Here is a 12,511-nt window from a genome sequence, read left to right on the forward strand (position 1 = left end):
TTTCCTCCTTATTGGACAATATACTTATACACGTCAGAATCGCCGTTGTCGTTAGTTGCCCAGAAGTTAATTTGATCGCCTTTTTTCAACGGCGAATCCAGTTTAAAGCCGCGTACCTCTTTAGTAACCCTCTTGCGGCCTTGTCTGACTGTGATTTGAACCATCGCATTGTCGTACACTTTGCTTTGTCCGCCACTAATCACTTCCAGCTTTCCGCTAGCGCCTGCTGTCAAATCTTCGATCTTTACTAAGTCCACACCGGGTGTCGGAACTTTAATGTGGATTTCCGGTCTTACCAGAAGTTTGTCGGAGATTACCGTATCTTTGGCAAAACTTCCCCTTATCTTCATGGTAACTTCATCGTTAAATAACCAGCCATTAAAATGATAGTTCTCATTTTTGTTGAATACCAACGGCGACGGAACGTCAACTACTTTGTTTTTTGCGACATAGTATTTTGTAATTCCATCCATATAGGCTTCATTATCGTCGACTACAAATTGAACGAGGACCATGCCTTCCGGTTTTTCTTTTTTGATTTGATCTTCTTCTGTTACTTTCGAATCTACCGGTATTACATCTGCTTCAGGCTCGTATTGGGCGGTAAAGACTTTTTCCTTTTGACCTTCTTCAAGATTCAGATCAAGTGCTTTGTCCCAGCCGCTGTTTTCTGCCTTTGCTTTGTAGTATTTTGCAGGGACGATACCCGGGACGACGAGGCCTTTGGCTTGTGCATCTGCAAAATTCAAGTCTTTCGCCACTTTGTAGGTGACTTTTTCTAGGTTTTCAGCTTGTCCTTCTTTGAGGGTTCCGTGGTCGCCTTTGAGGAAAGTAACTTTGATGAATTGTTCTTCGACCGGATCGCCATCGTTGATCTTTTGAACGGGTTCTTGCCATTGGGCAACTAAGACTTTGTCTGCGGTAATCGGTTTGGTGAAATCAAAGATGGCATCTTCACCTTTGTTCTTCCATCCCATAAAGACTTTTCCTTCTTGTATAGGACCATCTACCTCTTCGATAGTTTTGCCATGTTTAACCTTAATGGAGTCTTTCGTTGTCTTACCGTCGATGGTACCTCCTGCCAAGTCAAACATTACGGTGTATTCTTTCGGCGTCCATTGGGCGGTGGCGGTGGTGTTTCCGTTTAAGGTCACTTCTTCGCCTGCTTTATAGATGGTTTCACCGATCTTCCAACCGTCAAAGACGTAGTTCGTCTTGCTTAATTTATCAGCATTTGCCAGAACGACTTTTCCACCGTAGGGTGCGGATTGAGTTGCAGGTACATCGCCTGTCGCTCCTTCCCCGGCCTTATAGGTTAGGGTGACGTTGTTCTTGGTGAACTTGGCTACGTGTTCACGGTCGCCCTTAATGGGATTGGTGTAGTCGATTTCTTCAACCCAGCCGGCGAATCCGTAATTATCACTAGCCTTCGCTTCGGGAACGACCAGTTCGTTCGAAGCACCCGTTGCCTTATCTTTGTCAACCAGCTTGATATTTGCTTCGGGGTTGACGTAGTAAGTTTTGTTGCCGCCAACTACTTCGCCATTTTTTCCGGCGATAAATTTGACGGTGACGTAACCCTTGGGGATCTCTTGGTTCGGATCGTCGGTTTTTTCCACGATGTCGTCGGACTTGACGAAGTTGAATTCGTAGGTCTTTTCCGCGGTGATCTTTTCGGCTTTAATTTCCGGACTCCAGGTTCCGCCATTTGCCGTGTAGCCGACGCTCGGGGTCTTCGTCACGGCTTTTGCCGAGTCGGTCATATCGACTTCCACTTCGGGGCTGACGTAGTAAACCAAATCGCCAGAAAGGGATCCGCCTGTGCCTGCCTTAAAGATGACTTTGACGTAGTTGTCGAGGGCATCTTTCGGCTTTTGTCCGCCCGGTGCTTCGGGAATGATGTTTTTGTGAACTTCCACGGGGATGACGACAGGGTCTTTATCCGTTCCTTGGGTGGATCCATCTGTATAAGTGACAATCACTGTCGCTTTTTGTTCGCCCGGTTTCGACGGATCAGGTCTGTTAATCACTTGAATTGACTTAATCTCTTTGCCCTCTTGCGGGGTGATCTTTTCGATTAAATCTTTGTCTTCTATTTTCTTACCTTGAGGCGTATCCAACTTGGTGGTCTTCAAGGGCTCTTCAATTTTCTCGGGTAGAATGGATTTTTTATAGGCCGCTTCGATGACCGTTACTTTGTCGGTGTATTGGTTCTTCGCCAAATCAACTTTAACAGCCGGATCTACTTTCGTTAGACTTTCGTCTGTCTCGCCGGTTTGTACTTTTTGCCATTCTTTGAAGATGTAGTTGACATCTTTTTCTCCAAGACCGTCGAAAGTAAACTTTTGATTTTCTTTACCAACAGGATCTGTGGCCGGAATGGTTACTTCCTTCGTCGGGTTGACCCAGAAGATCTTTTCAAACTTGGTATCATCCGTCGCTTTGTCCGTGGTCTTGACGATAACTTTGACGTAGTTATCGGGGACTTTCGGTTTGTCTTCCCCTTGCTTTTGTTCTACGACATCTTTCGCATCGCTCGGACTGATCACTGTGTTTTCGGTAAACTTGTGACGTTTTTCGAAATCAAAGATTCCATTCTCTGCTTGTCCTTCGTTTTGTGCAGCTTTGTCTGCTGTCCAGTTGACAAAGGTGGACGATCCTTCTGTTTTCACTTCAGGGATTTCTACCCATGCATTTTTGTTTACATAGTAGATTTTGTCATCTTTGGCAGTAAAGTCTTTGCTTGCCTTGATTGTAACCTTGACGTAGTCGCCGGTTACGTCTTGCAGTCCGCCGTCTTTAGCGTCCTTGCCTTCGGCTTCTGTTAAGAAGAGAGGTTTGTCACCGGCTTTGTTCAATGCTTCGTAGACGTTTTTATAAACCGTGATGGGAATATTCAATTCTTGGGGATCTTTTCCGTCTTTGAAGGTGGCTTTCACCGTAATGTTTACGGTGCGGACGACTTCGTCTTTGTCGGCTTTGTTTTGTTCACTGACCAATTTGAAGACATCTTCGTTTGTCTTTAATTCGTTGCCGTTTTCATCGAAAAATTCGATCGTCGTTCCGTCAGGAAGCGGCTTGACTTCGTCTTTTTCTCTCCACTCAAGTTGTTTCTTCAGATCTGCAATCGTCGGAGCAAAGTCATTGTCCCATTTGCCGTTCGGGTCTTTAAAGGATTCGGTGCGTACCATTCCCTTTGCCGTGAGGCCCGACCATTCGAAGTAGGCGGTAAATTCGTGAGCTTCGTTTATAATTGTGTTTTTGTTTAATAATGGTTTGTTGTCCCACTTTGTAAACTTCTTGCCATCGTCCGGGGTGATATAGTATTTGTTTTGATCTGCCGTCTCGCCTTCTTCCAACAGTTTCGGTACGGGAAGCAGGTCGGACTTGAGCCCCTTAATGACGTCGTAGTGGAGCTTGGTGATATCTTTGCCTTGGGCATCTTTACCAAAGGATCCGCCCTTGTCTGCCTTAAAGGTTACTCTAACATATCCTTTTGGTGGATCAGGAATTTCTTGTCCCTCCGATGGAGTTGGTATTTCAATTACTCTTACGTCCTTATAATAGAAGGTAATTTCATCTGACTTTGTGCCATTGATGCCTATAAATTCATTTGTTTCTTCGTTGACATCGAAGGAGAGTTGTTGTTGTGGTGCACTTGTTAAAACCCAACCCGGGATCGGTCTATAGTTTCTTGCGTCATAGTGACGGTTACCATTTACAACAAGTTCTTGCTCGATAATGGCTCCGTCTTTTTCGTTTGCTTCACCTTTAAATCTTTCATCTATATAGTTGACCTTGTATTCTCTTTGTCTGTATGGCCTGTAAAAGAATTTAAAGACATTGTCAGCCACTTTAGGATTGTCAACTAAGACTCCTTGGTCATCTAAAACCTTCTCTGGCTCAACACGGAATTGTTGGAAGAAAGTGTTGTCTCCCTTTACTCTGCCGTTATATTCTTCATATATAGTCTTTAAATCCTCAGGTAGTTTTTCCACAAGCTCGTCATGGGGTACAAGGGTATATTTATCGTCTTGTCTGTCGCCGGTGGTGGCCACCAAATAGCCGGCACGTTTGTTTTCAAGTTTATCAGGGTCCGGGTTTGGACTTATATTTGTATCTAAGTTATAGTCCTTGTCTAAATAATAGTGAAGAACCTCTACATCCACTCTTGCATTTGGAACCCAAATTGCCTTTAGATATATTGGAGATACAACTTCGTTGCCAAAGGAGTAAAGCTCCGGCACTTTATAAGTCTGGCGATATGAGTTGTCGATTTCTTCTGTATAATCGCCTGTCTTATCATCTTTTTTATAGCGAATTATTTCCCAGCCCATAAAGTCGTAGCCCTTTCTTACAGGCTTAAATTTAGGTTCTACAAGTTCTTGTTTATGAACAACTTTAAATACTTGCTTATCACCTTCGCTCTTTTCTTTTATAGGATAAGTTGTTTGTATTTCTTGACCAATATCGCCTTCTTTTACGGTCTTGCGTTCTGTAGTTAATTTGTTTTCATCGATTGTCCTTAAACTACCTCCATTTGGATCAAAGATAACCTTCCACTTATAATCAGGTTCGCCCCATTTGGCGTAGAGAACTTGGTCATAATGAAGTTTTGTTTCATTTCCGTCTTTTACCAAGTTTTCGCCGGCGGGATCCAGTGCCCAGCCTAAGAAGCTCCAATCATCACGTACCCAATTCGGTTTTTCGGGTTTGTGTGTCGCATCGAGTTTTAAATCATTTAATGGCTTTTCATAAGGCACATCTAAAATATTGCCAGCACCATATTCGCTGTCATTTTTTACTGTCTTGGGATCGTTATTTAATTTTAATTTGTAACTATTACGAGAGTAGTTTGCATAATTATAGGCATTTGCCCCTTTAAAGGATTTTGTGCCCCAAGGAAATTGATCGATGTATTCTATCTTGTCGGCGTCGCTTCTAAAAGGCGTTTTCTTATTTCTCTGTGCATTTAATTCATCAAAAGTTTTACGTGCGTCCCAAGTTCCAACACGACCTTTTTCTAGTCCTATCCATTCTGCCGTCCTTGTATCTTCTTTAAGGGTAAAACCTTGAAGATGAGGCAAACCGAAGGGATACCCATTAGGTCCAGCTGCACTCGTATCGCTCTTCCAATAGGACATGTCATAATCGATTTGTTCCTTGCCATCGAAATCGTCCTTTATAATATCAATGTGATGGACAACAGATTGTTCATAGGATGTCGATCCAATGGAAATCTCATATTTATCTCTTTTCTTATTTTTTCCATCCTTTATAGGTATTTGATCTGCGTGACCAAATCCCTCAAACTCTCCTGTTCCCACTACATCTTGACTGTCGATAAAATCTTCTGCACTTAAACGATAAGGTGGAGTATCGCGATAAGCTTGTTCACCCGCGTTATTGTTAATTGTCCAGCCTATCAGACCGGTGTCTCCTTCTTCATTACCAACAGAAGTCGGAAGATTTGAAACTTCCGCATCCTTTGGCCATATTTTATTTAAGCTCTGGTTGAAGCGAACATCTACTTTATAAGGAGATCCTTCTTTCCCTATGACTTTTCCATCTCTTGTTATAATCGGCCAGAAGCTACCTACTATATCAAATGCCTCTCCATAAGCAGCTGTAAAGTAGAGGGTATAGACTCTGCGGTTGTAGTAGACATTGTAGACAGTTTCGCCCGTTGATGATACAGATTTTTGTACTTCAGGATTGTCTTCAGATGCGTTTTGCGTTTTAGTCAAGTCTTCATTTAAAAAGTAATATCTTTCAAATTCTTTTTTATCATCTTGAGCCTTCTCCAATCGACCTTCATTTAAGTCGGGGAAGGTGATGCCGTGGATATCTAAGTTTGTAAGATCCGGAGTAGAACCGGTGTCGGCATTATCTATTCTTCTTGCGCCGATAAAATCGTAGCGATCGCGCAAGGGCAGGGCATCATTTTTGTCGTCGTAATCCGGTTTCTCCGTCCAAAATTGGATGACGTATTCCGCCTTGGGTTTGTCTTTCCAAACTGCAGTAAAGGTGATCTTGCTCGCCGGCATCTTTAGGTCTGCAGCGAGATTTAAGATGGGCTTGTCATCGCTATCTTTGATGATTTGATTTTCCGGATAGGTTTTTCCACCTGTTGTTTCTAATGTTATAGAAGGCGTCCAGCCCAAAAAGTCGCATCCTGCCTTTGTGGGAATACTCTTGTCATCAATTGTCGGGATGGTTTGTTCGTAGTAAAGATTGCGGTTGGGAACCGGTGTGCCGCCCTTGGTATCGAAGTTGACATCATAATGGGCGCGGTTGTAGCGGTATTCTAAGATGAAGTTCTCGGCATTTTCCGGCACTTGCATGGTGATATAAGGTGCTTCCGGAACAAAGCCTTTTCGATCCGGATGCTTTTCATCCAAGGGGCTCACTTCCATGGTGGAGCCGGTGTTGCCGTTTTGAGTGGTAATAAGTTGTCCCTTTTCTCCAACACTTCCGTCGGGGTTGGTGTACTTCGTAAAATCCTGCAAGTCTTGGAAGACGTGTTTGATCGTGATTTCATTGGCCTTGGATTTGTAACGGAAGTCTTCATTGGCTTGGTATCTGAATCCGTTGGTGGTATTGCCTGTCTTGCCTTTGCCGTCGGCCGTGTCTTTCACCTTGTCGTAGGTGATTAAATAATCGTCGTCGGGCTTTTCGTAGCCGGTAAGGTCCGGTAGTTTAACTGTTTGATTGACCTTTTTTTGTTCTTCTTCCGTCGCAGCCTCCCCTACACTGGCAATGTAGGGTTGGTAGTCGACGACATACTTTTCCCCTCTTTGCACCTTGTAGTCGGTGCGCAGGGTGTAGATTTTCGGCTGATCGGGGTTTTTAATTAATTCCGCCGCCGTTTGGCCGTCTTCAAGCTTCGCCGGGGTCACCGGCTTTTTGTTGATAATCTCGTCTCTGTCTTTGCTGAGATCAGCGTGATTCACCTGCGCAAAGGCCGATGCGGGTCCGGACAGAACCATGGCGAGGATCAATGTCCAGAGGCAGAGTTGTTTCATAAGGCGTTTCATAAGCCCTCCTTACTGTTTTTGAGTGATATCGTTCTATGTTTGCTCGCCGCTTTGAACGCGGCATCGAAAAATTTCTAATCATAACTATATTATCCTTGTTTTCTTTTTAAAACAAGCTTTTTCAGGGGTTTCCACGGTTTTGGCGTGGATTTCTTTTTTAAAGAAAAAAATTGCACCCCGCCCGGCGATTTTTCCGCGCCACGGGCTTTTCTATGTTTGGATCTTTATGTATTCGCGGCGCCTTTTTGCGCCCACCGCGCCCTTTCTTTTTTGTTCTCAGAAAGGAAGTAATTGGTGGCCCGCGCCCCTTTCTTTTCTCACCCTTTTTTGTTGGGACGAGGTCATTTTGTGGTAAACTGTTTGTAATGTTTTTGTACGGAAAGGAGGTCGTCGTGAAGCGGATCGATTCTCGTTGGCGGCCCTATGGGATCATGGCGGTGCTCAGCGCCCTGATCACTTTGTTTACTTTGTATTACGCCTGCGGCGACGGGCCTCTCAGGGATGCGCTTTTCGCCAGTTATTTCAAAAGCCCGCTGCTTTTGTTTATGAATTTTCTGCCGGTCTTTCTTCTCTTTGTCTTTCTCTACGCTCTGAGCGGCCGGCTGTGGGTGGGCTTTTCCGTGACGGGGCTGTTGTTTTTTGTGCTTTCGGTGGTGCAGCAGTTTAAGCTTATGTACCGAGACGAGCCTTTTGTCTTGCCGGAGATTCTGCTCTTTCGCGAATCCATGCTCATGAAGGGTAATTACCACCTATCGGTGCTCTCATCCGATGTCATGACCTTGATCGGCCTCATCGCCATGATCGCCATTTCGGTGTTTCTCTTTCTATCAAAGGGGCGTCCATGGATCGGCAAGGGCCGGCGGCGGCTGTTGATCGGCTCGATCTTGGCCATGCTTTTTATCTTCCAAGGCTTTCGCGGCCCGTATTTTTCCCCGAAGGTCTACGCCCGGGTGGGCGAAAAGGCGCCGATTAATATTTACAACGCCACGGAAACCTACATGGCCAAGGGCCTGGCCTATCCTTTTCTTCTGAGCGGCCGCATGATGAGGGGCACGCCGCCGGAGGATTACGACAAGAAACTCGCGGCCATGTTGTGGAAGGACATTAAGGACACGTCCATACCCGAGGACAAGAAGGTGCACGTGGTGTCGGTGATGCTGGAATCTTTCGCCGATTTCACGGATTTCGACGGCATTCCCATTCACGACGACGTGTACAATCATTTCCACGCCATTCAGGATGAGGGGATTCACGGCCATTTGATCGCCGATATTTTCGGCGGCGGCACGGTAAACACGGAGCGGGGCTTTTTGACGGGCTTTTCCGGCACGAGTTATGCGTCAAGCGCCGCCATGATGACGGACACCCATTCCCACGTGCGCTATTTTACGCAAAACGGCTACACCGCCGAGGCCCTGCACCCGATTTACGGCTGGTTTTACAATCGCAAGAATGTGAATCCACGCTTGGGCTTCGACGAGTATCTGTCCTTCGACAATTACTTTCAGGCGGTGGAAGAGGCCGCCGGGGACACGGATTGGGGCTACACCCGGGACAATCACTTTTTCCCGGAAGTGGAAAAGCGCCTGAATGCCACGGCGGCCGAGGGGAATTACTATTTCTCCTACGCCCTCACTTACCAGGGCCACGGCCCTTACGCCGATTACAATATGGCGGACAGAAAGTATGTAGACAAATTGGAGGACCAGAACCCGAGGGACTGGGCGATTTTCAACAATTACCTCTCTAATATTGCCGCCACCGACGACGCCTTGGGGGATTTTGTGGAAAGCCTTCGCCGAAATCCCGCGCCGGTGGTGCTGATCTTTTTCGGCGACCACAAGCCCTGGCTCGGCGAGGGAGACAGCGGCTACAAGAGCATGGGGATCAATATCGACCAATCCACTTTGGAGGGCGTTTTGAATTACTACACCACGCCCTACGTGATTTGGGCCAACGACGCGGCCAAGGCGAAGTTGGGCGTGGATTTTCACGGAGAAGGGCCGGATCTGAGCCCCTTCCTTTTGATGAAGTATCTCTTTGAAACCATGGGCTGGCCCTACGATCCCATGATGGCGGTGCAATCGAGTTATTTGAAAAATACCACGGTGCTTCACCCGCCCTACATTCGAAAAGACGGGGAGTATCAATTGCTGGAAGGCGACGATTCTCTCCCGGAAATGGTGCGGCAGTACCGCGCCATGGAATACTACCGGGCCAATGACAAAGTGCAGAAATAAGGTCGCGCGTGCGGCCTTTTTTTGTGGCTTTTTCTTGCATTTTCAGCGACGCTTCGATAGGCTAAAGTGAAGAAAGCATCCGACGCATCCGATGAAAGGAGTTTATTATGCAAGGGACGATTACCATGCTGTTAGGAGATCTTACGACGACGAAGGCCGATGCCATTGTGAACGCGGCCAACGAGCGCTTGCTCCGAGGCGGCGGCGTGTGCGGCGCCATTTTCCGCGCGGCGGGGGGCGCGCTGGATGAGGCTTGCGGCGAAATCGGCTACTGCGCCACCGGGGATGCGGTGATGACGCCGGGCTTCGATCTTCCCGCCGATTACATTATTCACACGGTGGGCCCCGTGTGGCAGGGCGGCGAGAAAAATGAGCCGGCCCTTCTCGCCTCCTGCTACGACAACTCTTTGGCCCTCGCCGAAAAAAACGGGCTGAAATCCGTCGCCTTTCCCTCGATTTCCACGGGAATCTTCGGCTACCCCACGGAGAAGGCGGCGAAAATCGCCGTGGAAAGGGCTCTGGCTTTTGTGGAAGACCACGCTATGGATGTGATGTGGGTCTTGTTCGACGAAAAAACCAAGGCCATTTACGACGAGGCCTTGGCGAAGGCGATGAAGTAGGCGGTATTTTACTTTCTTCCAATAAAAAAGGCGCAGACATGTCGGTCTGTGCCTTTTCGTTTATTCCGCTTTGATAAGCCGCAGGCGGCGTTCTCTGTTTTCCAGAATTTCTTTGTTTTCTCTTATGGCTTCTTCCAGTTCTTCCAGGGCCTTCGCGTCGGCGCCTTCTTTTAACGAGGCGATCAGGGCGTCTTGCTTTTCGATGATTTCCCGCTGCAGGATCCGGGTGGGGGTGAGGTTTTTCGAGGCGGTTTCCTTGGCGAAGGCTTCCATGGCCTCGACTTTTTCTTCGGCGAGAAGGCGAATGGCTTCGCCTTCTTTACGGATGCGTTCCAAGCGGGCTTTTACCTTTTCCGTGCGGAAGGTGAGCTCGGGGTAGGCGTCCAGGATCCGCTTGTGGAAGACGGAGCGGTTTTCCAAAAGGTAGCGCACTTCGGCGGCGATCTCTTCGCTCTTGTCGGCCCGGCTCTTTTCCACGCCTTGTTTCAGCAGGTTCATGATGAAGTAGCTCATGACGGCGTCGGCGACGAAAAGGATGCTTACGGCGATTAAAATGGCGGCGAAGAGGCGGGGCCCCATGCGGTGGGCCAGGGCCAGCAGGCGGGGATTAAAGACGTTTAGTATAAACACGCCGCCGATGCCGAAGAGAATCAGGTTTCCGATCCACACGCGGCCGTGAAGGTTCATGGGCCGCTCGGTATAGTCCCACCAGCGAGCGTGGAAGTATTTTTCCAGTATGTAGCTCGTGAGGTATTCCAAAAGGCCGCAGAGGACGAAGGCAATGAGAAAGCTCATGGCCCATGTGCGATCCACGGGAGAAAGAAGTTTTCCGCCCACGGTGATAAGAACGGCGCCGGCGCCGTAGATAGGGCAGTAGGGCCCGATGAGAAAGCCTCGATTAATGAAGCGCTTGTATTCTAAGAATTTTAAAAAGACTTCCGTTACCCATCCGGCAACGGAGTAGATAAAAAATAACCACAAAAGTTGGTAGCCGCCTGTGAATTCCATGGCATCCTCCCTTTCTTTTCTTCTCTTCTATGGTACCCGCCCGAATCAAAAAACGCCATACACTTTTTGACTTTTTGATGTCATTTTTGTGCCGCAATAGAAAAAACCGCAGCTTTCCCTGCGGTTTTCGTACGATTATTCTCGGCTCATGGCGATTTTGTCTTTGATAAATGTGCCCGCTTTGATTTCGTCGTAGGCTTCTTTCAATTCTTCTTCCGTATTCATGACGATGGGTCCGGGCCACCAGGCGATGGGCTCGTCCATGGGCTCGGCCATAAAGAGCAGCACGGAAATTTCCTCGTCCGTGTCGTTGGCGATGCGGATTTCGTCGCCTCCCTCGAGGATGGCCGCATCGAAATGTTCCACGGGCTCTCCTTCCACGGTGGGGCTGCCCACGAGGGCGAAGAGGGTGGCGTTTACCTTTTCGCTCACTTCGGTTTGAAATGCGCAACCGGGCTCGATGTGCACGTCGTAGTAGTCCACGGGCACGTAGCGGGAGAGGTGGCCCTCATGCCCTTTATAGCTCCCCGCCAGGATACGCACATGACCGCCGTCGAAGGGAATTTCCGGGATGGACTGCGAGGGAACGGCCACATAGGCGGGCGGAGCGAATTTATCTTCTTTTTTCATGTTGAGCCAGAGCTGCACGCCGAAGAGGCGCTCCACCGGCGGGAGCTTTTCTTCGTGAAGAATGCCGCTTCCCGCGGTCATCCACTGGATGCCGCCGTTTGTGACGGCGTCTTCATTGCCCAAAGAATCCCGGTGCACCATGGTGCCTTCCACCACGTAGGAGATGGTCTCGATGCCCCGGTGGGGGTGCATGGGAAAGCCCGCCACGTAATCGGCGGGATCCGTGGCGTCGAAGGCGTCTAAAAGGAGCAGGGGATCGGTATCGTGCATGGTGTGGCGGCTCAGGACGTGGGTCAGGTGCACGCCGGCGCCGTCGACGCCCGCTTCGCCGCGTACCACCCGTTTAATTTTTCGTATCATACAGTTTCCTTTCTCGTTCTGTTGCTTTTTTTGCCTACTTTTCATTGATACCCTGAAATTATTTTTTTATTTGGCGGAAATTTCAATGCAATTTGTTTAAATGATTGGTGAATATGGTATACTAAATACAAAGGAGGCGTATGTATGTATAAGAAAATTTTAGTCCCCATCGACGGATCTCAAGACTCTTACTGTGCGCTGAAAGAAGCGGAACTGTTGGCCGAATCTTTTGATTCGAAGATGATTATTCTCACGGTCTTAACCGATGCCAATGTGATCGAGCATTACCCGGGCAATTTCCTTTCCACGGATTTCAAAAAGGCTCAAGCGCTACGAGGCGAAAAAATCCTGAACAAGGCCATGGAAACCATCGAAACCAAGGGCGAAGTTGAAACCTGCGTTCGGGTTGGCCGGGCATCGGAGGAAATCCTTAAATGCGCCGAAGAAAAAGACGTGGACCTGATCGTCATCGGCAGTCGCGGCTTAGGCGGATTCTCCAGAACCCTTTTGGGTTCCGTATCCGACAAAGTGCTCAACGCAGCCAAGGTCCCGGTTTTGGTCAACAAAGTCAACTGCAGAATTTAATAAATCGGCGCCCGGTTTCGGCAGGGCGCTT

The 12,511-nt window shown here is 48.0% G+C and carries 6 protein-coding genes; 3 read left to right on the forward strand and 3 right to left on the reverse strand.

Going from position 1 to position 12,511, the window contains the following annotated elements:
• Positions 1-8: 8 nt before the first annotated feature.
• Complete coding sequence (locus tag OCV31_RS01195) at positions 9-7,037, reverse strand: InlB B-repeat-containing protein (RefSeq protein WP_148471827.1); 7,029 nt, start codon at positions 7,035-7,037, stop codon at positions 9-11.
• Between the two features lie 392 nt (positions 7,038-7,429).
• On the opposite strand from OCV31_RS01195, the gene OCV31_RS01200 reads away from it, so the two are divergent.
• Entirely contained in the window at positions 7,430-9,277 is a 1,848-nt protein-coding gene (locus tag OCV31_RS01200) for an LTA synthase family protein (RefSeq protein WP_267303729.1), read from the forward strand.
• A gap of 107 nt (positions 9,278-9,384) precedes the next feature.
• The gene (locus tag OCV31_RS01205; protein ID WP_148471832.1) at positions 9,385-9,897 is read left to right on the forward strand and encodes a macro domain-containing protein; all 513 of its coding nucleotides are present in this window, start codon (positions 9,385-9,387) and stop codon (positions 9,895-9,897) included.
• 60 nt (positions 9,898-9,957) lie between these two features.
• Here OCV31_RS01205 and OCV31_RS01210 read toward each other — a convergent pair whose 3' ends face one another.
• Both OCV31_RS01210 and OCV31_RS01215 read right to left on the reverse strand, forming a co-directional pair.
• A complete protein-coding gene (locus OCV31_RS01210; RefSeq protein WP_148471834.1) occupies positions 9,958-10,905 on the reverse strand; it encodes a putative ABC transporter permease in 948 nt (315 codons plus the stop codon).
• Between the two features lie 135 nt (positions 10,906-11,040).
• Positions 11,041-11,895: a pirin family protein gene (locus OCV31_RS01215; RefSeq protein WP_148471836.1), complete on the reverse strand. Its 855-nt coding sequence runs from the start codon at positions 11,893-11,895 to the stop codon at positions 11,041-11,043.
• A gap of 144 nt (positions 11,896-12,039) precedes the next feature.
• On the opposite strand from OCV31_RS01215, the gene OCV31_RS01220 reads away from it, so the two are divergent.
• Positions 12,040-12,480 (forward strand): universal stress protein, encoded by a 441-nt coding sequence (locus OCV31_RS01220; RefSeq protein WP_108831282.1) that lies wholly within the window; start codon positions 12,040-12,042, stop codon positions 12,478-12,480.
• The last annotated feature ends 31 nt before the right edge of the window (positions 12,481-12,511 follow it).

The sequence above is a fragment of the Aedoeadaptatus acetigenes genome, assembly GCF_025566985.1.
GTDB lineage: Bacteria > Bacillota > Clostridia > Tissierellales > Peptoniphilaceae > Aedoeadaptatus > Aedoeadaptatus acetigenes.

Bases quoted from the DNA above. Each gene is read 5' to 3' on its own strand.
- OCV31_RS01195 (WP_148471827.1), bottom strand. From the start codon at position 7,037: ATGAAACGCCTTATGAAACAACTCTGCCTCTGGACATTGATCCTCGCC.
- OCV31_RS01205 (WP_148471832.1), top strand. From the start codon at position 9,385: ATGCAAGGGACGATTACCATGCTGTTAGGAGATCTTACGACGACGAAG.
- OCV31_RS01210 (WP_148471834.1), bottom strand. From the start codon at position 10,905: ATGGAATTCACAGGCGGCTACCAACTTTTGTGGTTATTTTTTATCTAC.
- OCV31_RS01215 (WP_148471836.1), bottom strand. From the start codon at position 11,895: ATGATACGAAAAATTAAACGGGTGGTACGCGGCGAAGCGGGCGTCGAC.
- OCV31_RS01220 (WP_108831282.1), top strand. From the start codon at position 12,040: ATGTATAAGAAAATTTTAGTCCCCATCGACGGATCTCAAGACTCTTAC.